Raw genomic sequence first — 24,496 nt, forward strand, 5'->3', positions numbered from 1 at the left:
GGCGGGGGTCACCATCGAATTCTCGTGGGTCCCCAACCGGCGCCGGTGATACGGGGGTTGTCAGCGCACGAGGAATGACAGATCATCGTGCGCAACCAAAACGGAACGCAGGAAATGCGGCGCACCTCGCGTCCGCCTCTGAAGATCTCCGGAGTGGTTCTGAGCAATGTTGTCCCTGCTACCCCCCTCGACCCGGCGACGGACTCCACCGGTACGCGCCGTCCTGTTCGACCTCGACGGCACCCTGTGGGACCCGGAGCCGCACGTGTTCCGGATCTACTCCGAGATCTTCCGCGAGCACGGACAGGAACTGACCCGACGGCAGTGGGCCGGCGTCCTGGGCACCATCGGATTCGACCTGTGGAGCGTGCTCGAGGAGCGCGTCGGCCGCTCCCTCGACCACACCGCGCTCGACGCCCGCGTCGCCCACCGCAAGGAAGCCGCGCTCGGTGGCCTCGGCGCCCGGCCCGGTGTGCCGCGTCTGCTCGGCCAGGCGGACGCGGCCGGACTCGCCCGGTCGGTGGTCAGCAACAGCCCCACCGCCTGGATCACCCGCTACGCACGCCAGTGCGGGATCGAGCACGGCTGGTACGCCCTGCACAGCCCGGAGGGCGACACCAGCCGCGCCAAGCCCTCCCCCCACCTCTACCGCGAGGCCCTGGAACGGCTTAGCCTCGCCCCCGACGAGGCGATCGCCTTCGAGGACTCGCCGAGCGGGGTCCGCGCCGCCCGCGCCGCGGGTGTGCGGTGTGTCGCCGTCCCCAACACCATGACCGCCCCCCTCGACCTCAGCCACGCCGATCTGCGCATCGAATCGTTCGCCGAAGCCGAACTCCCCCAGATCCTCAGCCGCTTCACGGCCGGAGCCGTATAGCACGGCCGGAACGGCCCGGAGCCGCACAAGCACAGCACAGCCCGGAGCCGCGCAGCACAAGCCGGAGCCGCACAGCACGGAGCCGTATGGGCACGGCCGGAGCCGCAACAGCGCCGGGTCCGCGCCCGCCGGGCACCGCGGCGCGCCCGCCCGGCACCCGAACCCTCGAGTCAAGGAGCACCATGTCCGCACCCTCGGTGGTACCCGGACCGATACCGTCGGACGCCGAGACGGCCGACGACGTCGTGAACCACTTCTACTACCCGCCGGACCCCTTCAAGGCCGTCCGCGGCGAGGGCGTCTATCTGTACGGCGAGGACGGCAAGGGGTATCTCGACGCCTCCTCCGGCACGTTCAACCTCACCCTCGGCTACTCGCATCCGGAGGTCGTGGCGACCATCCGCGAGCAGGCCGCCGAGCTCATCCACGTCACCAGCAAATTCCAGTCCCGTGCGGTCAACTCGCTGGTCGGTGCGCTCTCCGAGGTGGCGCCCGCGGGCCTGACCCGCGTCCATCTCAAGTCCTCCAGCGGCTCGGACGCCAATGAGGCCGCGATCAAGATCGCACAGCATCACACGGGCAACCCCGACGTCATCTCCCTCTTCCGCGGCCATCTCGGCCAGACCATGGCCATGATCAACGCATCGGGGGCCGCCTTCCGCCGCGCGCCGTTCCCGGCCCAGCTCCCGGGCGTGGTGCACGTACCGGATCCGTACTGTGTGCGCTGCTTCTACAAGCAGGAGCGCGAGACCTGCGGACTGCTCTGCGTCGAGCGGATCAACGACTTCATCGACTTCGCCAGTTCGGGCCGGGTGGCCGCCGTCATCCTCGAGCCGATCTCCGGCAACGGCGGCAACGTCGTTCCCCCGGACGGCTATCTGGAGGCGCTGCGGGCGCTGTGCGACGAGCGCGGAATCCTGCTGATCTTCGACGAGATCCAGACCGGCTTCGGCCGCACCGGCCAGATGTTCGCCTCCGACACCTTCGGCGTCTCCCCTCATATGCTCACCTTCGGCAAGGGGCTCGGCGGCTCGGGCATGCCCATCGCGGGCCTTCTCACCGAGGAGCGCCTGACGGGGCTGGAGGGCCACCACATCAACTCCACGTTCGGCGCCAATGTCCTCGCCTCCTCCGTCGCCGTGAAGACACTGGAGATCATCCGACGGCCGGGATTCCTGGAGAACGTCCGCGCGGTCGGCGCCCATGTCATGGACCGCCTGGGCGAGATGGCCGGCCGTTACGGGTTCATCGGGGACATCCGCGGCCGCGGCCTCATGATCGGCATGGAGATCAATGACGCCGACGGCAACCCCGACGCCCCCTTCACCAACCACCTGGCCTCCCTCGGCATGGACCACGGACTGCTGCTGCGCACCTCGCTGTACGGCTTCGGCAACGTCCTCAAGGTCCGTCCGCCGCTGGTGATGACGATGGAGGAGGCCGATGTGATGTGCGACCGGCTGGACCGGCTCTTCGGGGACGCCCGGTGAGGGCCCTGGTGCAGGGCGTCGCGGACCGCATCTGGCGCGCGGTCCGTGACGACCGGACGACCCGGGCCGGCCGCTATCTGGAGGGCACGACGGCCGGCGGCGACGCCGAGTTCCCCGTCGATGTCCTCGCCGAGCGGGTCGCCTGGGAGTACCTGGTGGCCTCGGGTGAGTCCGTGGCCGTCTACACCGAGAGCGAGGGGCTCCGGGTGATCGGCGACGACCCCCGGTACGTCCTGGTCATCGACCCCATCGACGGAACCCGGGGCGCCGCGGCCGACCTGGAGATGGCGTGCGTGTCCATCGCCGCCGCCCGCTACGGACCCGCGCCGTCCATAGCCGACATCGAGTACGCCATGCTCAAGGAGATCAAGACCGGCAACTGGATGTACGCCGACGTCCACTCCGACGGCATCGAGAGCGGCGGCTACCCCGACCCCGTCCCCAGCGTCGGCAAGACCGACGACCTGGAGCGGATGTTCTGGTCGCTGGAGTTCAACGGCCATCCGGCCCGGCTGATGCTCGACGCCTACGGCCACCTCGTGGACGCCTCCGCCAACCGCGGCGGGGTCTACGTCTTCAACAGCGCCTCGTTCTCCATCTCCCGCATCATCACCGGGCAGATGGACGCCTACGTCGACATCGGCAACCGGCTGCTGCGCGACCGCCCCGAGACGGAGGCCGACTTCCGCCGGGTCGGCCACGGCAGCATCCTGCACCTCTTCCCGTACGACATCGCCGCCTCGGTCTTCCTCGCCGAACGCGCGGGCGTCGTCATCACCGACGCCTACGGCGCGCCGCTCGGCGACACGCTGCTGCTGGAGATCGACCCGGGCAACCAGCGCTCCTGCATCGCCGCCTGCACCCCACGGCTGCACGAGGCCCTGATCTCGGAGATCCGCTGGTGAGGGCGGCCGAGCCCGATCCGCAGGGAGGACACCCCATGGCCACCGCAAAACCCCCGTCCCGCACCGCCCCGGATGACGGCACCGCTCCGGGTGACGGCACCGCCCCGGATGACGGCGGCGCGACCGGACACAGCGGCGCGACCGGACACGGCAGCGCGGCCGAGTACGACGACACGACCGAACACGGCGGCGCGTCCGCCACGGAACGGGCCGCCGTCGCCGCGGCCGCCGACCGCCTGGGTCTGACCGTGGGCGAGGAGATCTGGGAAGGCGGTTCTCCCGCCCGCGTCCACCGCGCCCGCGCGGCCCACGGCGGCGAGGTCGTCCTGAAGGTGCTGGCCGCCCATCCCGGCGCGGTGGACGGCCATGACCTCGGCTCCTTCCTCGGCAAACTCCACCAGATCCGGCACATCACCGACCACGCCCCGAAACTCGCCGCGCGCTATCTGACCGTCCTGGACACCATCGAGGGCGACGGCTGGGCCGCCACCACCACCCCCTATCTGCCCTCCGAGGACCTGGGCGCCTGCCTGCGCCGGGGCGACGGCGACGAGGAGCTGTTCTTCGCCCGTAACGCGGACGCCCTACGCGCCCTCCTCACCGACGGCTACGGCTCCGCCGCCCACCCCACACCGCCCGGCCACCTCGACGATGTGCACATCGGCCGGTTCCTGCGTCGGCTGCCGGTGCTGGAGGAGCATCTGCCGGAGGTCGCGGGCAAACGCGAACTCGTCGTCGAGGGGCGTCGCCTGGAAGCTCCCGCGCCACTGCTGCGCCGGCTGCTGGAGACGGAGCGGGACCGTCTGGACGCCCTGGCACCGGCCCGGCTGGGGTTCCCCGCCCACGGCGACACCAACATCCGCAATCTGCTCTTCGCCACGGAGGGCGACGCGAACACCGACGTACGCATCATCGACCCGCGCGGCTCCACCGGCCCATGGGATCCGGTCTACGACATCGCGAAGATCCTCTTCAGCCTCACCGTATGGGACCCGATGCTCCGGCTCGGCATCCGGATCCGGCGCGACGGGCCGGACGGCGGCTGGCACACGGACTTCCGCCGCCCGGTGTACCCCGGCTACCGGTCGGCCGCCCACCACTACCTCGACCGGCTGGACGCGACCGGCGCCCCGGCCCTGTTCGAGGGCGACCCGCACTGGAAACAGCGGCTGCTGCTCACCCACGCCCTGCACGTACTCGCGGAGGCGCCCTGCCGGCTGTCGGACCGCAAGCCCAAGCCCGACGTCGGCGGACGCCACTCGCCGCCCGAGGAACTCGCCCTCGGCCACTACCTGCTGGGGACGCTGCTCCTCAACGACCTCGCCGCGCAGTGGTCGGAGGGCGCCGCGGACCTCGACACCGACCGGCACTTGGCGGTGGTCACGGGCGGGCCGCCCCCGCCGTAACCGCCCATGGGCCCGTGGTCCGCGGGGCGCACCTCACGGGCGCCCCGCGGGCCCGCCGCGGACCATGTCGCCCAGTGCGGTGTCCAGCCCGGGGCCGAGCAGCCCGTGGTGCACGCTGCGCAGCACCAGCCGTGCGGGCCTGCGCGGTGCGGGGAGCGGGTCGTCACCGCTGACCGGGACCACCTCGGTCGGCAGCGCGAGCGCGTCCCGGATCCGCGTCATCAGCTCGTAGCGGGTCACCACCTGCGCACCACCCAGGTGCAGCAGGCCGGACCGGTCCCACAGCTCCTCCAGGGCACCGGGCAGCCAGGGCAGGTACACCGGGGCGCACACCAGGTCGGTACGGGCCGGGGTCCGCGGGCCGTCGAACCTGGCCATGAACCGGTCCGCGATGGGGCTGCGCCCGTACACCAGGGGAATGCGCACCACGAGATGGCCACCCGCGAGACGGCCGTCCGCACCGGCGAGGGTGTCCGCACCGGCGAAGGCGTCCTCTCCGACGAGGGTGTCCTCTCCGACGAGGGCATCCGCGCCGATGAGGGCGTCCTCCGCGGCGCGTTTCGAGCGGCCGTAGGCGTTCACCGGGGCCCGCTCGTCGCCTTCGGTGTAGGTGTCCGCGGTGCCGTCGAAGACGTTGTCCGTGGACAACAGCAGGATGCGGGTGCCGGTGCCGCGGACCGCGTCCCGCAGCGTCGCCACGGAGGCGGCGTTGAGCTGCCGCGCCAGTTCGGGCTGCCGCTCGGCGTCGGAGAGATCGACGAGGCCGGCGGCGTGCACGACCAGGTCGAACCCCTGGTCCAGCAGTCTCCGCAGCGCCTCCGGGTCGCGCAGATCAAGGGGGACCAGACCGGGCACGGGACGGGACGCGCAGGTCCCGACCACGGTGTGCCGGGCCGACCACTCGGACCACAGGGCTCCGCCGACGTAGCCGGACGCCCCCAACAGCAAGATCCTCATTCGTCCTCTCCCGCGATCGCGGCCGCCCGCCGGGGCGGCTCGGTCGGCACACCCTAGGCGGTCCGGGAAGGACACCCAACCGACAGCCGAACCGATAGGAGTCATCCCGCCGATGAGGGAGATTCAGGCCCTGGTCCTGGAGTCCGGGAAGCCCGTTCTGCGGACCCGTTCGGCGCCTCGCGCCCACCACCCGGACGACGTCGTCGTACGGGTGGCCGCCACCGGGATCTGCGGCACCGACCGCGGCATCGTGCTCGGCGAGTTCCCCGCTCTGGAGGGGGTGGTGCTCGGGCACGAGGCGGCGGGGGTGGTGGAGACCGTCGGATCCGCCGTGACCCGGCTGCGCCCGGGCGACCGTGTCGTGGTCAACCCCACGTACCACTGCGGCCGGTGCCGCCCCTGCCGACGTGGGATGGCGGCCCACTGCACCGCCAAGGACGGCCGGGAGATCGGGGTGGACCGGGACGGCACGATGGCCGGCGCGGTCGTCGTCCCCAAGGGCTTCGCCCTCCCGCTCCCGGACTCCATGAGCTTCCGCCGTGCCGCCGTCGTGGAGCCCCTGGCCTGCGTCCTCACCAATGTCGAGGCGGCGGCGCCGCGCCCCGACGACCGGGTGCTGGTGATCGGCGGCGGCCCGATCGGCACCCTGTGCGCCCTGGTCTTCGCACACCGCGGTGCCCGTACCGTCCTGCTGGAGCGCGACACGACCCGCGCCGCGCTGGCCCGCGACATCCTCCCGGACGGCGTCGAGGTGGTCGGCAGCCCCGGTCACGGCCCTGGTCACGGCCCCGGTCACGGCCCCGGCCTCGCGCTGCCCGCCGGTGTGCTGCCGCACGGCCCTGACGTGGTGGTGGACACCACGGGGGTCCTGCTGGAGCAGGCGCTGGAGATCGTCGCGTCCGGCGGCACCGTCGTCGTCATGGGAGAGCGCGAACACGCCCGCGCGTCCGTGCCGCTGCGCCCTCTCGTCACCCGCGGGGTGCGCGTCATCGGGGCGGGCCCCTACCCGCCCCACCTCTTCGAGGCCGCCCTCGACCTGGCCGCCGACCTCCCCATCGACCGGATCGTCACCCACACCTTCCCGCTCGCCGCCTACCGGGACGCCTTCGCCGCACTCGCCGCCCCGCTGGAGCCCGCCACCGCGCCCGCGGCGTACGCGGCGATGAAGGTCCTGCTGGTCTCCGACCCCGACCTGGCCACCCGGTGAGCGCCCCCGCCGCCACTGCCGCCACCGACGCGCCCGGGCCCGAACACCCATGGGTGGTGTTCGACTACGGCGAGGTCCTCAGCCTCCACCGCGATGTCCGCCCCGACCTCGCCGAGCTGATACGGGCGCCCCTGGCCCCCTTCTGCGAGGCATGGGCCGCCGAACGATCCGCCTACGACCGGGGAGCCACGGACCTCGTCTACTGGCAGGCGGTCGGCGACCGACTCGGCATACGGGTGGACGAACCCCTGGCCACCCGCCTCACCGCCATCGACCTCTCCGCCTGGTCACGCACCCGTCCCGACGCGGTGGCCCTGCTCACCGACCTCGCCGCACACGGGGTCCCCCTGGCCCTCCTCTCCAACGCCCCCCGCTCCCACGCCCAAGCCTTCCGCGCCCAGCCGTGGGCCGCCCACTTCCGCCACCTGCTCTTCTCCGGCGAACTCGGCATGGCCAAACCGGACCCGGAGATCTGGCACATTCTGACGACGCGGCTGGACGCCAAACCCGGGGACTGCCTCTTCCTGGACGACCGCCAGGACAACGTGGACAGCGCCCGCCTCGCCGGCCTCCAGGCCGAACACTGGACCGACACCACCACGGGCCGCGCCCACCTCACGGCACGGGGCCTGACGGCGGGGCGGCAGGCCGGGCCTTGAAGGGCCCGACTCGCCGTCCGCCTCGGGCCCGTACGCCGGATCCGGCCGTACGCCGGATCCCGGCCGTGCCCTCGGGCCCCGCGGCTAGCCGTGCCGCCACGCCCGTACGAGGTCCTCCGGACCCCAGTGCGCGGTCAGCGGCAGATCGTCGGCCACCCCGCAGCGGGAGACCGCGACCAGCGGGGTGTCCGGGGCGGTACCGGGCACGGCGAGCATGTCGCGTACCAGGGCGTCGTAGTCATGACGGCCGAAGGGCTGGGTCTCCAGCCACTTGACCGACCCGACGAAGTGCACCTGCCGGGCCACCGGCTCGCGGTCCGCACCGACGAGGTCGATCTCGGGGTTGTTCTGCCGGTTCCACCAACCGCCGATGGCCTCCGTCCCGGGCCATTCGTCATTGGGCATCAGACGCAGCAAGGACTCTCGGATCAGCGGCTCGACCGCCCGTCCGCGCCATGCGGTCCACGACCGCTCGATGCGTTCCAGCGCCAAGTCGCCCCGGCCTCGTTCGATGAGCGGGATCGCGCGTGCCAGGAACGCCAGCCAGAACCGCAGATACGGGTCGGCGATCCGATAGCGCTTGTTCTTGCTGTCCGGCTTGGCGGACAGGGGGAGGTCAACGGCCAGGACCCGCTTGGCCCGCAGCGTGGCCAGCAGTGGGGAGAGCGTCCCGGACGGCAGCGCGCTCGCGCCGCCCGCCTGGGCCGCGATCGCGCTGAACGTGCGCTCACCGCTGCCGACCGCCTCCAGCACGGCCCGTGAGTGCGAAGCCTCGGGGAATTCGCCCAGCAGGGACAGCTCACCGGCCACCAGCAGGGGAGAGAGCGGATTGGCGACCGAAGCGCGCAGGAAGGCCGTACGCCCCATTCCCGGCCTCCAGGACTGGACGATCTCCGGGAATCCACCGGTGATCAACTGAGCGTCGACGGCCCCCGCGGCATCGAGCTCGGTCATGGCCTGCACATCGGCCAGATTCAGCGGATGGACGGTCATTTTCGCCGCCCGGCCGAAGAACGGGCGCCCGTACGACTGCAATGCCTCCATCACCGAGGTATCGCTGCCGACCAGTACCAGAAGCACGGGCTTGGCAGACAGATGACGGTCCCAAACGGTCTGGAGCGCGCCCTCGAACTCCTGATCCTGCTCGACCAGCCAGGGCACCTCGTCGATCACCGCGATGCTGGGCGAGTCATCGGGCACCGCGAGCGCCAGCGAGCGCAGGGCCTGGTTCCAGTCCTGCGCCTGGAGACCCGCGACCAGCTCCGCCCCCGGCAGCGGCGACTGCGCCAGGGTCGCGGCGAAATCGGCGCGCTCCGTCGCGGGGTTACGCCCGCGGGTGGCCTGGAACACCACATACGGCGCTCCCGAGCGATCGCAGAACTCCTGGACCAGCCGCGACTTCCCCACGCGACGCCGCCCCATCATGATCACGGCCCGCCCCCGAGTGCCTCCAGCGCCGTCCGCCACCGCCCGGTACTGCTCGGCCAGCAGCTCAAGATCTCCGGCCCGGCCTTGGAACTCCACGACACACCTCGGGTGAGCTAACGTAGATTGATTCTTACGTAGATTGAATCTTACTTCACGCACCTCGACACTTCAACGATCCCAGAACCCACGCAAAAGGGCTCACCTCCACAGAGGTGAGCCCGTCGGTTTTCGACTGACTGGCTGTATCCGGCGGATCCTTCAGCCGCCCCGCAGCAGCACCCCGTACCGGGTTCGAAGCCGATGGATCTCCCACCACGCGATGGCCGTCACCACGGCCGGGCCGCCGATGAGCATCGTGTACGCGATCGGCGGCGGCCCGGCGGGCAGTCCGCCGATGGCCGCGAGCTCCCAGACCAGGACGCTGGTCAGCAGGGCAGGGAGCGCCGGGTGGACCGCGGCCACGCCGAAACCCGTCCGCGCGACCGCGGCCGACGAGAACAGGAACAGGAACACCGACCAGGCACCTGCCGCCACGCAGGCGAGGCCCAGCCACGTACCGAGGGAGCCGCCCACTCGGGACGGGTTCGTCAGGACCATGACGGTGATGAGGGCGGGCACGAAGACCAGCGTGCCGATGAAACAAGCGAGCTTGCGCAGCGGAACGCGCAGGGCGGTCCGCATCGCGGGGCGCCTGTGCCGCGGCGCGCACAGGATGAGGAGCGTGATCACGACCGGTGCGGTGGCGATGAGCAGCCAGGGCGTGACGAGAAGTGTGGTCCAGCCGTCCGACACCAGCTCGGCCGCGTCCCACGCGGTGCCGAAGACCGCGGCAACCGCGACCGACACCCCGATCGCCACCCACATCCGGAACAGCTTCACGCGGTCCAAAGTCCCATCGCGCACGAGGACGGGAGCGATGGGAGCGTCGTGGAAGATGCGGACGGCGACGAGGCGGGCGGTGCGGAGAAGGGTGTACAGCACCAGCAGCGGGGAGAAGATCACCAGCAGCGGGGTCAGCAGCAACAGCGGGCTGTCCGGCGACATGCGGCGGAACAGCCTCTGGCACAACCTCCACAACGTAGGCCACTCCCGGACTCCCGCAGGCCAGCTGGGTGGGCCCAGTGGGGGCGGCCCGTTCGGCGGGTGCGGTGGCCGCGGCGCGTTCCGCCAGTTCCGTGAGTACACCTCTCCACACCTCCCGTTCTGGTCACCCCCGCTGGGGTTCCGCACGCCACCCCGCGGAGCTACCACTACTCACAACCACGGGGAACGGGCCTGTGCGGTTCCCGCGGTTCCGTGTAACGGAGAAACCGGATCGACGGGCTGCGACGGCGGTTCCGGCCGCCCGCCGCGGAGACCGCTTCCGCCGGCCGCGGAGACCGCTTCCGTCCGGCGCTGCCGTTAGCCTGTCGGTATGTCAGAGCGTGTCATGCCCGGTCGCACGGACGGCCTGATCACCCTGGGTGCCGCGGACGCTCTGTGGGTCGATCTGACGGCCGGCAGCGCTGTGCCGACGGCTTCTGGGGCATTCACCCGCTCTCCTGCCCATCCCCGGGTGGGGTACGTCCTGCTCGGCGGCCATGTGGTGGCGACGGTGAGGGCGAGTGGCGGTCAGTGGCGTGTTCCGGAGGCCGAGGTGCGCCGGGCGGCCGCGGAACTGAACGCGGTGCGGATGGACCGGCGGGACCTGGTCCGCATCGGTCCGTTTCGTGCGGCGCCCGGGCAGGAGATGCGTTGGCGTCGGCGCATCACGGGGGAACTGCGGGAGCCGGGCGGCCCCGAGCGGGCGACACGGCGTGAAGTCGGCCCGCCGTACCACCTGGCGGGGATCGACTGGCGACGGCTACTCGTGGCGCAGACCCGCGACGGGACGCAGCGGACGTGGTGGCTGCCGCGTGCCGTGGTCAGGCTGCTCGACGCGGCCGAGCACACCGAAGCGCAGTGGGTGCAGGCCGCGCGGACCCGCCGGTCGAGCGCGGCCGTCACCGAGCCGCCCTCCCACCCCCGGCAAGCCCGGGACGCCGAGGGTCGGCGGACGACGAGCCCCGAGGGCCCCACCGTCCCACCGCGCCCGTACAACGGAGAGCTGGAAGGCCGGCTGTACTCGGTGCTCAGCAGGAAGCCCGGATCCGCCGGCAGGGTGGCCGGGTGGGCGTGCGCCGTCTGCCGCACCGCACCCGCCGCCGTTCTCGACCACTGCCATGAACACGGCTACGTCCGCGCCCCCGTATGCCAGTCCTGCAACACACAGGAACGCCCCGACCACCTGTACAGCAACGACATCCGCGTGGCGAACCGCTACACACGCCTCTTCCACACCGACGCCGACGACTGGCTTCGCCACTGGCACCGCTGCCCCGGCTGCCGCGCACGCACCACCCTGCCCCTGCCGCACCTCGCCGCATGGACCGCCCACATAGCCTGCCGATCGCTGCGCCCGACCCACCCCGCCCCCCGTGGGCGCAAGCCCTGCGGTGTCCTGCGCGTGTCCTGGACGGGCAGTCAGAACGCGCCCCGTTCCTGTCTGCTCACTGTCGCGGTCGATTTCTGCCCCTCCGGCGAGCACCGTGTGCTGGCGCGAGTCCCCTACCGCGAAGCCGCCGAGCGGTTTGGTGTCTGGCTGGCCGAGACGGCTCCTGCGGTGGCCGCCGCGGCCGGTCCCGACCGCCTGGACGGCCTTCCCGCCCAGTCCCGGCCGGTCATCGCGGACACCAGCGGCGAGGGCCTGGCACTGTTCTGAGCGAGCGCCGGGAGACCTGACCCGAATGGGCCAAGGTAGCCGGGATCGCGTCCAGTCCGGCCGGGCCGCGCGCGAAACAGCGACGAAATGCCCCCAGCCGGTACACAGGCGCCCATGCGTGTACTGATCGTGGACGACATGAGGGACGACGACGTGGGCGACGACGTGGGCGATCCCGTGGGCGATCCCGTGGGCGGCGTCGTACGGCGCGTGGAATCGGCGGCCGAGCGGCTGGCCGGTGAACTGCGGCGCGCCGGGCACACCGTGGAGGTCGTCGCGGGCGACGGCTCCGCGCCGGGCCCGCCGCGCCGGTCCGTTCTGGAGTGCGCCGGACTCGTACTGGACGTGCCGGGCCGCCGGGTCAGCCGCGACGGGTGGCCGGTGGCGTTGACGGGCCGGGAGTTCGACGTACTCGAAGTGCTCATGCGGGCCGACGGGGCGGTGGTCAGCGGCGAGGAGCTGCTGGCGCGGGTGTGGGGCGGGGAGTTGGGCGCCCGGAGCAACGCCGTACGGATCGCGGTCAGCAGGCTGCGGGCCAAGCTGGGGCGGCCGGCGGTGGTGGAGACGGTGCCGCGGTCGGGGTACCGCCTGCGGCACGCCGACCGTTCGGCGGAGGACCGCTCGGCGGAGGACCGCTCGTTGGCCGCCCGCTCGGCGGAGGGCCGTTCCTTGGCCGCCCCCCGCTCAGCGGAGGGCCGCTTCTTGGCGGCCCGCTCGTCGGGGGACCGTTCCGCGGCGGCTCGCTCCCTGGACGCCCGCTCGTACGGAGCCCGTTCCTCATGAGGTGGCCAACTGCCGGGCGGCGCCGTTGCCGTGGAGACGGGAGTAGGTGCCGCCACGGACCAGCAGCGCCTCGTGGCGGCCCGACTCGGCCAGGCGGCCATGATCGAGGACGAGGATGCGGTCGGCGTCGGGGGCCAGATGCAGGTCGTGGGTGATGAGCAGAGTCGTACGGCCGGACATCAGGCGTCGCAGCGGGGCGATCACCTGGCGGGCGGCGAGCGCGTCCAGACCGGCGGTCGGCTCGTCCAGGACCAGCACGGGCGAGTCGCGGAGCAGGGCGCGGGCGATGGCTACGCGCTGGAGCTGGCCGCCGGACAACTGAGCGGTCCCCGGGGCGAGATGGGTGTCGTAGCCGTCGGGGAGCGCGTTGATGAAGTCGTGCGCGGCGGCGTCCCGGGCGGCACGGAAGATCTCGTCGTCGGTCGCGCCCGGCCGTCCGCACGCGATGTTCTCGCGGATGGTGCCGTGCAGGACGAGCGTCTCCTGGGGGAGCAGGGTGACGCGCTCGCGCAGGAACTCCAGCGGGAGGGCGTCGAGCGGGATCCCGTCGAGCCGGATGTCGCCCGCGCCCGGATCGTAGAAGCGCGGCAGGAGCTTGGCGACGGTGGACTTCCCGGCGCCGCTGGGGCCGGTGATCAGGACCAGCTCCCCGGGGCGGGCGGTGAAGGAGACGTCGCGGAGCGCGGGCCGTACGGGACCGTGGCCGGCGGCTTCCGTGCTCCCGCCGGGAGCGGTGCCGGTGGCTGTGCCGGGGACCGTATCGGTAGCCGCACCGGTAGCCGTGCCGAGGTCCGTATCGGTGGCCGTGCCGAGGTCCGTGACCGCGCCGAGGTCCGTGTCCGTGACGGTGCCGGGGTACTGGAACGAGACCCGCTCGAACTCGACCACGCCGTAGATCTCCTGGTCGGGAGGTGCGGCCCGAGGCGGGTCGGTGACGGCGGGCCTGGCGGCGAGGATCTCCAGCAGCCGCTCGGCGCCCGCCGTGGCCGCGGTGACGGTGAGACCGAGCTGGCCCAGCTGCCGGATCGGCGGGAAGAGATAGCCGAGGAAGGCGGCGAAGGACAGCAGTTGGCCGAGTGTCATCCGGCCCTCGGAGATCTCCCAGGCGCCGAGCCCGATGATGGTCAGCACACAGACGGTCTCCATCACCTGGACCACCTGCTCGTACATCTCGCTCAGCCGGTTCCCGCGCACCGATGCGCGCATCCAGGCGCGGGCCTCGGTGTGCAGCCGCTTCTCCTCGTCCCGCCGCCGGTTGTACGCCTGGGTGAGCACGACGTTTCCCAGCGACTCCTCGACGACGGAGGTGATCGCTCCGTCGGCGACGCGTTCCTGCCGGGCCGCGGTCCTGATGCGGCTGGCGAACTGCCGGGCGGCCAGCCAGAACAGCGGTGCCAGCGCGAATGTGGCAAGAGCCAGGTCCCAGCGCAGCATGAGCGCGGCGCCGAAGAAGAAGACCGTGCTGAACAGCGCCGACACGGTCTGGACCACTCCGGAGACGACCATCTGCTCGATGGCCTCGACATCGCCGGTGAGGCGTGTGACGAGGTCGCCCTGCCGGTGGCGCTGGAAGAAGTGCGGCGGCAGAACCTGTACGTGGCTGAAGATCCGGGCCCGGAGCCGCATGACGAATCGCTCGGCCACCCATACGGCGGCGGAGTTCCCGATGTAGCCGATGAGGGCACCGAAGGTCGCCATCGCCAGCCACTTTCCGGCCGGCCCCCAGAACGCGCTGACCGAACCCTCCTTCAGGGCGTTGTCGGTCAGTTCGCCGAAGAGGAGGACCGCACCGGTCTCCGCGAGCGCGGCGATTACGACGCACAGGCATATCAACACCAGCCAGCGCCGGTCGCCCTTGGACAGCGGCCAGAACGTACGGAAGGCGTGCCAGGCGTTTTTCGATATTCCGGCGTGAGGGGCGGCGCCGACCGTCTCGGCGCCGTCCGCGTCTCCCTTTTCCTCCATGAATTCCGGCACGGCGTTCGGTGCGGGATTCGGTACGGGATTCGGTGCGGGGAATTTCGGTGCGGGCGCGATGGCCCGCAGCCGTACCGTCGGCTGATCGTCGTACGGAGGCACCACGCCACTCCTCTTCCGTTCGTGCCCAAGGGTGCGTACATGCCCGGAGGCGGGCCCCACAGGGCCCGCCTCCGGAAGGGGTGAGGTCAGCAGCCGCCGATGGGGCGCGACGGGCGGGCCGGACCGGCGATGGGCCCGTCGTTCCGCGCGGGGCGGCCCTTCACCGGCGCGATGATCTTGATGCCGCCGGGCACCTTGATGATGCCGATGCGCTTGGCCGGCTGGGTCTTCTTGTAGTCGCTCATAAGACTCTCCAATTCTTGATGTTTCGTCATCGCTTCCCGGGTGGTCATTCCGGGGAAATGAATGCGGATCGCATTCTCTGTCGCTTCCGGTTTGCGCTCTCCGGCGGCGATGAGGAATACGTTACGCGAGCCGAAAGGGTCGTCGATGCCTTTTTCAATGAGGTCTCACTTAATTAAAGATGAGAACGTTTCTCATACGTATCAGAGGGCTTTAGCAGGGTGTTATGCGCGGGCGTGCGTCAACGGCTTCTTCCTCATGGCGACGGACGCGAGGGACGACCGCATGAGAGTGGAGGGGTGGCGGTTCTCCGCCCGCGTCGTAATGCCGCGGGTGATCCCCGGGTCGGCCCCGCCTCGTGTGCTGCGGGTGATGCCCGGGTCAGGCCGCGAACGCGCGGTCAGGCCGTGGACGCGCGGTCAGGCCGCCGTCGCCGACTGGGCGGCGGTCGGGTGGAAGCGGACGCGGATCGTGAGGCCGCCGTCGGGGTTCGCCGTCGCGTGCGTGGTCGCGTCGTGGGCGCGGGCGATCGAGGCGACGATCGAGAGGCCCAGGCCCGCGCCGCCGTCCGACGGGTCCCGTCGGTGGCCGCGTTCCCGCGCGCGCCGGAACGGCTCGAAGAGGCGCGGGACGTCCTCGCACGGCACCACCGGGCCGGTGTTGGCCACCTCCACGCCGTCCGCGTCGACGCGGACGCGGACGCTGCCGCCGGGGTGGTTGTAGCGAAGGCCGTTGGAGACGAGGTTGTGGACGGTGTGTTCGAGGAGGACGGGGTCGCCCTCGACGGAGAGCCGCTCCGCCGTCTCCACGTGCAGTGCGATGGAGCGCCGTGCCGCCTCGTCGCGCAGGCCGTCCGTACAGCGGGCGGTGATGTCGTGCATGGCGACGTGTTCGCGGCGCTGTAGCTGCCGGTCGGACACGGCGAGCAGCAGCAGGGACTCGATCAGGCGCTCGCTGCCGTCCGCGTTCTCGATGAGTTTGCTCCGCATACGGGCGACCTTCTCCGGGGGCGGGTCGTCCGCGAGGCCGATCTCGGCGGCGGCACGCTGGACGGCCACGGAGGTGCGCAGCTCGTGCGCGGCGTTGGCCGCGAAGCGCTGGCGGGCCGCGACGAGGTGCTCGATCCGGTCGAGCATCTCGTCGAAGGTGTCGGCGAGTTCCTTGAGTTCGCCGCCGGGTGACTCGAGGGCGAGCCGTTCGTGCAGGTTCTCGGCGGAGAGCTGGCGGGCCTTGGCCGTGATGACGCCGACGGGGCGCAGCACCCGGCCCGCCATCCACCAGGCCAGTGCGGCGGAGAGGATGGTGAAGGCGGCCAGGGACGCGCCGGAGACGGTGAGCAGACGGCTCAGTGCCGCGTCACCGGCGGCGTCGCTCACCTGCTTCACTTGCAGGCTCACCGCCTTGCCCTGCTTGCCCGTCTTCATCGGCTGTTTCATCGGCCGTGTGGGGCCGAAGGCGGCGTCGTTCCGCTGCGGTGCGGTGGGGCCAGTCGTGTGGTACGAGTTCGCCGGTATCACCTGGGTGACCGCGGTGCCGATACGGGAGTCGAGGCTCTGCTGGAGGAGGACGTAGACGAGCGTGGTGAGCAGGACGCCAGCCAGGACCAGCAGCCCGGTGTAGAGGGCGGTGAGGCGCGCGCGTTCGCTGTTCATCGGGCGGCTCCGTCCGGGTCCGGGCGAGGGCGGGCGGGCATCGATGAATCGGCCACGGCGCCGGATGAATCAGGCACGGCGCCGGATGAATCGGGCACCGCGCCGGGCGAATCCAGCGCGGTGCCGGGCGCGTCGGGCGCGGGCTGAGCCGATGAGGGCGAGTCGGGCGCGGCACCCGGGCCCGCGCCCGCCCCCGTCTCCGGCACCGCCCCCGTCTCCGGCCCCGCGCCCAGCCGGTAGCCGGCGCCCTGGACCGTCTCGATGACCGGCGGATCGCCCAGCTTGGCACGGAGCTTGGAGAGGGTGACGCGGACGGCGTTGGTGCGGTAGCTGGTGTCCTCCTCCCACACCTGCTCGATCAGGTCCTCACCGCTGACGACCGCGCCGTCGGCCCGCAGCAGCGTCTCCAGCACGGCGAACTCCTTGCGGGACAGGGCCAGATAGCGGCCGTCCCGGCTGACCTGGCGCCTGGCGGTGTCCAGGACCAGCCCCGCCCGTTCCAGCACGGGCGGCAGCGCGGGATGCGCACGCCGGCCGAGGGCGAGCACGCGGGCCAGCAGTTCGTCGTACGCGAACGGCTTGGTGAGGTAGTCGTCCGCGCCCAGTCCGAGGCCGGCCACCCGGTCCCGTACGTCGCCGGCCGCGGTCAGCATCAGGATGCGGGTGAGCAGCCGCTGCCGTACGACGCGGCGGCACACCTCGTCGCCGTGCAGCACGGGCAGGTCGCGGTCGAGGACGAGGACGTCGTACGCGCCGAAGCGGAGCTTGTCCAGCGCCTCGCGGCCGTCGTGTGCCACGTCGACGGCGACGGCGTCGCGCCGCAGCCCCTCGGCGATCATCTCGGCCAGGAACTCCTCATCCTCCACGAGCAGCACACGCATGGCTCCTGTCTACCGGACGAATGGGTTTCGTCGATGTAAAGGGAATCGCTGAGAGAAACGAAACGCGCCTCCGCGGCAGGGTCTCCGCACAGGCGCACACGTACCGCTCGACCAGCGCATACGCGCCATCCACCAGCACCAACCACACCGCAGGACCACCGTCGTTGACGAGGAGACCCCCATGCAGAAGTCATCCGTACTGAAGTCGTCGCCGAGGAGTGCCGTGCCGGAGGGGCCGCAGGGGCCGGGAGGACCCGAAGGGCTGGAGGCAGCGGCGGGCCGCGCGGGCGGGAGCCGGGTCGGGCGGCACCGCCGCCTCGCCACCGCCGCGGCCTGTGTGGCCGTGCTGGGGCTGTTCGGTACGGCGTGCTCCGACAGCTCGGACGGCTCGGATGACAAGGGCTCGAAGGACTCCACGTCGCAGAACAGCGGCAGGACCGACGAGGACCAGACGGTGGCGTGGACCAAGTGTCTGCGCGACAACGGCGTGGACATCGATATGCCCAAGGGCGACGGGCAGGGCATGCCGGGCATCAAGATGACCAAGGAGAACCAGGCGACCACGAAGAAGGCGTTCCAAGCCTGCAAGGACAAGGCCCCCAAGAACGGGCCGGGCTCCGAGATGACGCAGGAGAGGAAGGACGCGATGGTCAAGTACGCCAAGTGCATGCGGGAGAACGGCATCGACATGCCCGTCCCCGAGGAGGGCAAGATGGCGGCCCTGCCGATGCCGTCGACCGCCGCGGAGAAGAAGGCACACGAGAAGGCCGCCAAGGCGTGCGAGGACGTGCGGCCGTGAAGCGTCCCACCATGCGGCGCACCGTGGTGGCGGCCGTGCTGGCGATCGTGGCCGTGGTGGGTGGCTCCACCGCGTTCAGCGCGCTGAGCTCCTCCGACGACGACGGCTCCTCCCGGGACGGCGGGCTGCCCCCGGCCACCGAGTCCGTGCGGCGCGGCGATCTGAGCGACAGCACACAGGCCGACGGGACCATCGGCTACGAAGGCAAACGGAAGATCAACGGCGCTGCGGCGGGCACGTTGACCTGGGCGCCCAAGGGCGGTTCGGTCATCAAGCGGAACGACCGTTTGTTTGCCGTCGACGGCCGTTCCGTACGGCTGATGTACGGCTCCGAGCCGATGTACCGGACGCTGAAGGAGGGCGTCGAGGGCGACGACGTGCGGCAGTTCGAGCAGAACCTCGCCGAGCTCGGCTACACGGGCTTCACCGTCGACGATGAGTTCACCGACCTCACCGCCGCCGCCGTGAAGCGTTGGCAGAAGGCGAACGGAGACAAGGAGACCGGCACCGTCCGCCCGGAGAACATCGTTTTCGCGTCCGGCGCCGTACGGGTCGAGAGCACCGCACTGTCCGTCGGCGACATGACGGCGCCGGGCCGGCCCGTACTGAACACGACCGGCTCCGAGCGTGTCGTCACCATGAAGGTCGACGTCGCGGAGAGCTCGTCCGTGAAGGAGGGCGACAAGGTCAGCGTCACCCTCCCGGACGGCAAGTCGGCGCCGGGCAAGGTCCGTTCCGTCGGCACTTCGGCGGAGAAGGGCGAGGACCCCTCGGAGGACTCGGCCAAGATCTCGGTCACCGTCGCCCTGGACGAACCGGACAAGATCGGCGCGCTGGACCAGGCGCCCGTCACGGTGGAGCTGAAGGGGGAGACCCGTAAGGACGTGCTGACCGTGCCCATCGAGGCGCTGCTGGCGCTCCCCGACAAGGGCTTCGCCGTCGAGGTCGTGCGGGGCGGCGAGTCCCGCCAGGTACCGGTCGACACGGGCCTCTTCGCGCGGGGCCGGGTCGAGGTGAGCGGCGGCGGGCTGCGCGCCGGTATGAAGGTCGGGGTGCCGGCGATATGACGCGCGTCGTCGGCCTCACGGGGGTCACGAAGAGGTACTCGGGCGGTGTCACCGCGCTGGACGGCGTGGATCTCGCCGTCGAGGAGGGCGAGTTGGTGGGCATCGTCGGGCCGTCGGGCTCGGGGAAGTCCACGCTGCTGCACATCGTCGGCACGCTGGACCGGCCCACGTCCGGGTCGGTGGAGATCGCCGGGTTCGACGTGGCGGCGCTGTCCGACCGCGAACTGTCCGCGCTGCGGGCCCGGCACGTGGGGTTCGTCTTCCAGGCGTTCCACCTGGTGCCCGGGGTCAGCGCACTGGACAACGTGGCGGAGGGGCTGCTCTATTCGGGCCTGCCGCGCGCGGTACGGCGCCGCCGGGCCGCCGAGGCGCTGGAACGCGTCGGACTCGCCGACCGCGCCCGGCACCGGCCGCACGAGCTGTCCGGCGGCCAGAAGCAGCGGGTCGCGATCGCGCGGGCGGTGGTCGGCGACCCCGAACTGCTGCTCGCGGACGAGCCGACCGGCGCGCTGGACTCCGCGTCCGGCGAGTCGGTCATGCGGCTGCTGCACGACCTGAGCGCGGCGGGCTCGACCATCGCGGTCATCACGCACGACCTCGAAGTCGCGGCCCAACTGCCACGGCGGGTACGGCTGCGGGACGGCGCGGTGGTCGAGGACGTGCTGGGGAGCGTGCCGCCGCCCGTACGGGGCGGGGCGGCCGCTGCGGGCCCTCCGGCGGGCGCGGCGGAGGGGTGCGGGTCGACCGGTGGATCCGGCCCGGCGGGCGGGTGGTCCGGTACGGCCGGTGGGCCCGGCACGGTGGGCGGGTGGTCCGGTACAGCCAGCGGATCCGGCACAGCCAACGAGCCCCGCACGACCGGCGGGCCCGGCACAACCGGCGGGCCCGGCACAACCGGTGCGCCCGGCACAACCGGTGCGCCCGGCACAACCGGTGCGCCCGGCACGGCCAACCAGCCCCGCACGACCGGCGGGCCGCCATGGCCGCCGCAGGGCCGCGTGCCCGACGACGCCTGGACGGGCGCCTGATGGCCCGCCGCAAGCTCGGACGCCGCGGATCCGCGGGCGACGGGTCCGTGCGGCGCAGGCTCAGCCCGGCCCGGCTCAGCCCGCGCGACGTCCTGCACGTCGGCTCCGGCGGCCTGCGCAGCCGCCCGCTGCGCGTCGCCCTCTCCGCACTGGGCATCGCCATCGGCATCGCCACCATGATCTCGGTGGTCGGCGTGTCCGCCTCCAGCAAGGAGCAGTTGCTGCGGCGCCTCGACGAGTTGGGCACCAACATGCTGGTGGCGACGCCCGGTGAGTCGATGTTCGCCGGTGAGAAGGTGAAGCTGTCCAGGAACGCCGTCGGCCGGGTCAGCCGTATCGACGGGGTAGAGCATGCGGGCGCCACCGGCAGCGTCGAGACATCCCTGCGCCGCAACGAGAAGATCCCCGAGGACGACGGCGTGGGCATCAAGGTGCAGGCCGCGTCCCAGGGGCTGCTGAAGGTCATACGGGGCGAGGTCGGCAGCGGCACCTGGCTGAACGAGGCCAGCGGCCACTACCCCGCCGTCGTGCTCGGCCACGTCTCCGCGCAACGGCTCGGCATCGGCAAGGCCGGGCAGCAGGTGTGGCTGGGCGACCGGTACTTCACGGTCGTCGGCATCCTCGACCCGCTGCCCCTGGCCCCGGAGATCGAACGGTCGGCTCTCGTCGGTTGGGACGTCGCCGAGGACCTGCTCGGCTTCGACGGCCATCCGACATCGGTGTACGAACGCTCCACGAACGACACGGTGAGCGACGTACGCGACCTGCTGCCCGCCACGATCGACCCGGAGAACCCGCAGGACATCGAGGTCACCGACCCGTCCGCGAAGCTCAAGGCGCGGGCGGCGACGGAGGGGGCGTTCAACAGCCTCCTGCTGGGGCTCGGCGGCATCGCGCTCCTGGTGGGCGGCGTCGGCGTCGCCAACACCATGATCATCTCGGTGCTGGAGAGACGGTACGAGATCGGGCTGCGGCGCTCATTGGGCGCGGCACGGGGCCAGATCCGCGTCCAGTTCGTCACGGAGTCGCTGCTGCTGTCGGGGCTCGGCGGCGCGGCCGGGGTCGTGCTGGGGGCGGCGGCCACGGCGGTGTTCGCGCACCTGGACGGCCTGCCGTGGGTCGTTCCCCTGTGGTCGGTGGCGGGCGGCTTCGGCGCCACGCTGGTCATCGGCACGCTCGCCGGCCTCTACCCAGCGGTCCGCGCGGCCCGCCTCTCCCCGACGCTGGCCCTGCACGCGGCATAGGACCACGGGGAGTCAGGACCCCGCAGACCCGCGTGAGACCGGCGCGGTGTGCGCCCCAGGGGGGCCGCACACCGCGCCACACACACGGACGGCCCTACGCCCGTCAACGGTGTCACGTCGTACCCGTCGGTCTCGAAACCGCCAAAGCCGCAGGCACTCCCATCGACGCCCAGGACATCAAGCCCGCTGTCATCCGCACCGTCTAGGCGATCTGTTTGACCAGTGCCGTGCGGAAGGCGGCTGCCCCGTGGTGGGTTTGCTGTTCGCGGAAGGAGCGGTCGAGGTGGTGTTGTAGCCGGACGTGGCGGAACTGATAGACCGCGCCGGTCTGGCGCAGCACACCGCGCCCGTAGGCGTCGTCCAGGAACGCGGCGGTGTTCCAGGGGAGCCTGCCGGTCAGCGGCAGCCAGACGCGGCACAGGACCAGCCACTGCCCCCAGGCGGTGAACGACACTGCGTAGGCCAGCGCGCCGCCCACTCCGCTGACGACGCCGTAGACCAGCGCGCTGCCCGCCCCCCACACCATCGGGCCGAAGAGGGGCTGGAGCAGGTCGACGACGAGTTGTCCGCCGACGCCGATGGTGAGGGCGAGCGCGGGCACGAGGACGAGGACCTGGCGGCCCACGGTCATGCGGTTCGAGGCCAGCAGGCGCGTCGGGGTGGCGGCGGAGGCGATGTCCAGGGGCGTCTCCAGGGTGGCCAGCATCCCGAAGACGAGTCCGGCGCCGAGCCCGAAGATCAGGCCGAAGGCCAGCATGTCGATGAGGGTGTCCTTCAGCACCGCGGCGTCCGTCATCGGCTGTCCGTAGTACAGCCAGTGGTCGAGGGTGAGGGTGCAGGCGCATCCGGAGCCCACGAGGAAACCGCCCAGCAGGCTGGTCCCGAACCGGGCGGCGAAGGTGCGCCCCGGCCCGCGGCCGGGGCGTCTCGCGGTGCCGGGAAGCCGCAGTCGCACCCGGGCCGGCCCGAGGGGTTCGCGGCCGAAGGCGGTGACGGCGCAGAACACGCACCCGAACGCGAGCCCCGTGATCGGCCCCGTCAGCCCCACCAGGAGCAGCGTCTCCCCGAGCGCCTGTGGCAGCAGGACCAGGCAGACGAGCAGTTCGGGGACGAAGACGCACAGCGCGGAGGCCGCCACGACGGTCAGGATGCGGGTGGCGAGCGGCAGCGAGGCACCGATCTGCCACCAGGCGAGGTCCTGCTGTTCGCGGCCGAGCCGGGCCAGGTGGTGGGCGAGGTAGCCGAGCCAGCGTTCGGCGTGCTCCGGGGTCGGGCCCTGTCCGGGCCTGCGGCGGCCGGGGGCGCGCTCGGCGACCGGGCGCCGGTAGACGGACGGGACGAATCCGGCGAGGAGGTGCTCCTCCAGGGCACTCACGTCGGGGAAGCGCTCGGTGTCCAGCAGCTCCGCGGGGTTCCTCCGGGACGCCTCGCTGTACATGGTCCGGGCCAGACTGATCATGAGGGGCGTCCGCAGGACCGCGGCCAGCGGCACCTGCGCCGGGTCACGGTGGGCGTCGCGGTGGGCGTCCCGGTGGGCGAGGAGTTCCGCCACGACGCCGTCCCAGACCGATCCGTCCTCCGTGCGGCCACCGCCGCCGACGGACTCCTCGTCCGGGCCGGTGCGGCGGGCGGCCGGGCGCGCCGTCAGGGGCAGGTAGGCGGCCAGGTCGTCGAGCGTGAGATCGGCGAGTCCGATGCCGGCGGCCCAGACCAGCGGGGCGCCCACGTCGTGGACGGCCTCGGTGAACTCGGCCTGGCGGCTGGTCAGGACGAGCGGCAGCGAGGTGGTGTTGAGCGTTTCGAGGGCGACCCGTCGCAAGCCCTCCGCGATCTCGTCGAAGCCGTCCAGGACCGGGAGGATGAGGTCTGCGTCGATCAGCGCGACGGCCAGGTTCGACCCGCCGGGCGCGCTGGCGGTGAGGTGGGGGTGGTCGCGTACCAGGCGGTCGACCAGCCAGTCCCGCAGCGCGACGGCTGTCGGGTCCCATGATCCGACGCTGAAGACGACCGGCACCCGGTCGGCGGGGGTCCGGGCCGCCAGGTGGTCCAGGACGAACCTGCCCGTGAGGACCGACTTGCCCGAACCGGCCCGGCCGAGGATCACCAGCCGCCCGGAGGGGATCCGCCGGTACACCTCGGCCACGCTCCCCTCCCGGCTGGTCAGGTCCATGGGGCGCGGTGGGGCTCCCGGCGGGAGGCGCTGGACGGTCTCCGGACGGTCGGTGAGGGCCGGGGGCGCGGGGTGCCAGCGCACCGGCAGAGGGAACGGGTCGTGGATGCGGCGCTGCTCCACCTCTTGCCGCCAGCGCCGCCTGACCTCGTTCGCGAGTGCGTCAGCGGCGGCGACGATCTCCTCCCGCACCTGCGGACGGACGCCGGGGGGCTCGACATGCACGGAAGTCCCGGCGTGCACGGGAGTCCCGGCGTGCACGGGAGTCCCGGCGTCCGTGAAGGTTTCGGAGTCCGTGAAGGTTTCGGCGTCCGTGGGGGTCCCGGCTGCGTCGCCGCCGCCCGCTTTGGTGAGCCCGGCGGTCAGCCGCCGGCGGTCCCCGGGGCCGACGTCCAGGGCGTCCGCCAACAGGTTCAGCGTGCTGAGCCGGTGGTCGCGGGACTTCCCGGTCTCCAGACGGCGGATGGTGCTGACGCTCACCCCGGACCGTACGGACAGCTCCTCCTGCGTCAGCCCGGCGCGGACCCGCAGCGGACGGAGCAACGTGCCGAGTTCGTCCATGACGTGCCAGTCTCCTCCGCAGCCAAGCGCGCTGTTCGACGAGCTTAGCGGCGACCGGTCACATATGACCGCCCCATGAGCTGTGCTCTGAACAGCATCGATGGCATCGTCGCCGACTGGATCACCGTGCCGGGGACTGCCCGGCACCGAGGACGGCGGCCAAGTGCGCGACCCTCAGCTGGAACTCGTGATGGAGCCCGGGAACGGCGGCAGGTGTTTGCGGGCCGTGGCCGGCCGGCGTCGAGAAGGGAAAAACAAATTGAGCATGTCCCAGGCCACCGGATCCCCCTCTCCGGGCGGGAAGGAGGAGCAGTCCGACGGCA

Annotated in this window: 18 protein-coding genes and 2 pseudogenes; 12 read left to right on the forward strand and 8 right to left on the reverse strand. The window is 71.9% G+C overall.

Annotation, left to right across the window (positions count from 1 at the left end; genetic code table 11):
* Positions 1 to 166: 166 nt before the first annotated feature.
* The 4 genes from AB0E24_RS02755 to AB0E24_RS02770 all read left to right on the forward strand — a co-directional run bounded on the left by AB0E24_RS02755 (position 167) and on the right by AB0E24_RS02770 (position 4,675).
* On the forward strand, positions 167 to 874 hold the full coding sequence (locus AB0E24_RS02755; protein ID WP_347231532.1) for an HAD family hydrolase: 708 nt from the start codon (positions 167 to 169) through the stop codon (positions 872 to 874).
* A gap of 182 nt (positions 875 to 1,056) precedes the next feature.
* Positions 1,057 to 2,364, forward strand: coding sequence for an aspartate aminotransferase family protein (locus AB0E24_RS02760; protein ID WP_079153004.1), 1,308 nt, complete (start codon positions 1,057 to 1,059; stop codon positions 2,362 to 2,364).
* Entirely contained in the window at positions 2,361 to 3,269 is a 909-nt protein-coding gene (locus tag AB0E24_RS02765) for an inositol monophosphatase family protein (protein WP_069864439.1), read from the forward strand. The genes AB0E24_RS02760 and AB0E24_RS02765 overlap by 4 nt, the downstream gene beginning before the upstream one ends.
* Before the next feature lie 35 nt (positions 3,270 to 3,304).
* Positions 3,305 to 4,675 carry an aminoglycoside phosphotransferase family protein gene (locus AB0E24_RS02770; protein WP_359374521.1) on the forward strand — a complete coding sequence of 457 codons (1,371 nt, stop codon included), beginning with the start codon at positions 3,305 to 3,307 and terminating at the stop codon, positions 4,673 to 4,675.
* Between the two features lie 33 nt (positions 4,676 to 4,708).
* On the opposite strand, the gene AB0E24_RS02775 is transcribed toward AB0E24_RS02770, so the two are convergent.
* Positions 4,709 to 5,632 carry an SDR family oxidoreductase gene (locus AB0E24_RS02775; RefSeq protein WP_359374523.1) on the reverse strand — a complete coding sequence of 308 codons (924 nt, stop codon included), beginning with the start codon at positions 5,630 to 5,632 and terminating at the stop codon, positions 4,709 to 4,711.
* A 112-nt stretch (positions 5,633 to 5,744) separates the two neighbouring features.
* Between AB0E24_RS02775 and AB0E24_RS02780 the strand changes: the two genes are divergently transcribed.
* The gene (locus AB0E24_RS02780) at positions 5,745 to 6,839 is read left to right on the forward strand and encodes a zinc-dependent alcohol dehydrogenase (protein ID WP_359374525.1); all 1,095 of its coding nucleotides are present in this window, start codon (positions 5,745 to 5,747) and stop codon (positions 6,837 to 6,839) included.
* Positions 6,836 to 7,498 (forward strand): HAD family hydrolase, encoded by a 663-nt coding sequence (locus AB0E24_RS02785; protein WP_069864454.1) that lies wholly within the window; start codon positions 6,836 to 6,838, stop codon positions 7,496 to 7,498. The genes AB0E24_RS02780 and AB0E24_RS02785 overlap by 4 nt, the downstream gene beginning before the upstream one ends.
* Positions 7,499 to 7,582: 84 nt before the next feature.
* On the opposite strand, the gene AB0E24_RS02790 is transcribed toward AB0E24_RS02785, so the two are convergent.
* Positions 7,583 to 9,022 (reverse strand): ATP-binding protein, encoded by a 1,440-nt coding sequence (locus AB0E24_RS02790; RefSeq protein WP_093700065.1) that lies wholly within the window; start codon positions 9,020 to 9,022, stop codon positions 7,583 to 7,585.
* A 162-nt stretch (positions 9,023 to 9,184) separates the two neighbouring features.
* Entirely contained in the window at positions 9,185 to 9,970 is a 786-nt protein-coding gene (locus AB0E24_RS02795; protein ID WP_359374527.1) for a hypothetical protein, read from the reverse strand.
* A 370-nt stretch (positions 9,971 to 10,340) separates the two neighbouring features.
* Here AB0E24_RS02795 and AB0E24_RS02800 point away from each other — a divergent pair, with 370 nt between their 5' ends.
* Together AB0E24_RS02800 and AB0E24_RS02805 are read left to right on the forward strand one after the other, a co-directional pair.
* On the forward strand, positions 10,341 to 11,666 hold the full coding sequence (locus AB0E24_RS02800; protein ID WP_359374529.1) for an endonuclease domain-containing protein: 1,326 nt from the start codon (positions 10,341 to 10,343) through the stop codon (positions 11,664 to 11,666).
* 114 nt (positions 11,667 to 11,780) lie between these two features.
* Positions 11,781 to 12,449 carry a winged helix-turn-helix domain-containing protein gene (locus AB0E24_RS02805; RefSeq protein WP_359374531.1) on the forward strand — a complete coding sequence of 223 codons (669 nt, stop codon included), beginning with the start codon at positions 11,781 to 11,783 and terminating at the stop codon, positions 12,447 to 12,449.
* On the opposite strand, the gene AB0E24_RS02810 is transcribed toward AB0E24_RS02805, so the two are convergent.
* From AB0E24_RS02810 to AB0E24_RS02825, 4 genes and pseudogenes are all read right to left on the reverse strand, one after another.
* The gene (locus tag AB0E24_RS02810) at positions 12,444 to 14,414 is read right to left on the reverse strand and encodes an ABC transporter ATP-binding protein (RefSeq protein ID WP_435865244.1); all 1,971 of its coding nucleotides are present in this window, start codon (positions 14,412 to 14,414) and stop codon (positions 12,444 to 12,446) included. The genes AB0E24_RS02805 and AB0E24_RS02810 overlap by 6 nt on opposite strands.
* Before the next feature lie 200 nt (positions 14,415 to 14,614).
* Complete coding sequence (locus AB0E24_RS02815; RefSeq protein ID WP_158525933.1) at positions 14,615 to 14,773, reverse strand: hypothetical protein; 159 nt, start codon at positions 14,771 to 14,773, stop codon at positions 14,615 to 14,617.
* 417 nt (positions 14,774 to 15,190) lie between these two features.
* The gene (locus tag AB0E24_RS02820) at positions 15,191 to 16,423 is read right to left on the reverse strand and encodes a sensor histidine kinase (protein WP_359374535.1); all 1,233 of its coding nucleotides are present in this window, start codon (positions 16,421 to 16,423) and stop codon (positions 15,191 to 15,193) included.
* A 173-nt stretch (positions 16,424 to 16,596) separates the two neighbouring features.
* A pseudogene (locus AB0E24_RS02825) lies at positions 16,597 to 17,304 on the reverse strand (response regulator transcription factor); the annotation flags it as partial.
* A 181-nt stretch (positions 17,305 to 17,485) separates the two neighbouring features.
* Between AB0E24_RS02825 and AB0E24_RS02830 the strand changes: the two are divergent.
* The 4 genes and pseudogenes from AB0E24_RS02830 to AB0E24_RS02845 all read left to right on the forward strand — a co-directional run bounded on the left by AB0E24_RS02830 (position 17,486) and on the right by AB0E24_RS02845 (position 21,442).
* A complete protein-coding gene (locus AB0E24_RS02830; protein WP_359374537.1) occupies positions 17,486 to 18,103 on the forward strand; it encodes a hypothetical protein in 618 nt (205 codons plus the stop codon).
* Positions 18,100 to 19,170, forward strand: coding sequence for a peptidoglycan-binding protein (locus AB0E24_RS02835; RefSeq protein WP_359374539.1), 1,071 nt, complete (start codon positions 18,100 to 18,102; stop codon positions 19,168 to 19,170). Before AB0E24_RS02830 ends, AB0E24_RS02835 begins: the two co-directional genes overlap by 4 nt.
* Positions 19,167 to 19,832: pseudogene (locus AB0E24_RS02840) on the forward strand (ABC transporter ATP-binding protein); the annotation flags it as partial. The gene AB0E24_RS02835 and the pseudogene AB0E24_RS02840, both read left to right, overlap by 4 nt.
* A gap of 365 nt (positions 19,833 to 20,197) precedes the next feature.
* On the forward strand, positions 20,198 to 21,442 hold the full coding sequence (locus tag AB0E24_RS02845) for an ABC transporter permease (protein ID WP_167503061.1): 1,245 nt from the start codon (positions 20,198 to 20,200) through the stop codon (positions 21,440 to 21,442).
* Positions 21,443 to 21,644: 202 nt separating this feature from the next.
* Here AB0E24_RS02845 and relB read toward each other — a convergent pair whose 3' ends face one another.
* Positions 21,645 to 24,173 (reverse strand): type II toxin-antitoxin system RelB family anti-toxin, encoded by a 2,529-nt coding sequence (relB, locus tag AB0E24_RS02850; protein ID WP_359374541.1) that lies wholly within the window; start codon positions 24,171 to 24,173, stop codon positions 21,645 to 21,647.
* Positions 24,174 to 24,496 lie beyond the last annotated feature (323 nt).

This window comes from Streptomyces malaysiensis subsp. malaysiensis (genome assembly GCF_040653035.1).
Lineage (GTDB): Bacteria > Actinomycetota > Actinomycetes > Streptomycetales > Streptomycetaceae > Streptomyces > Streptomyces malaysiensis.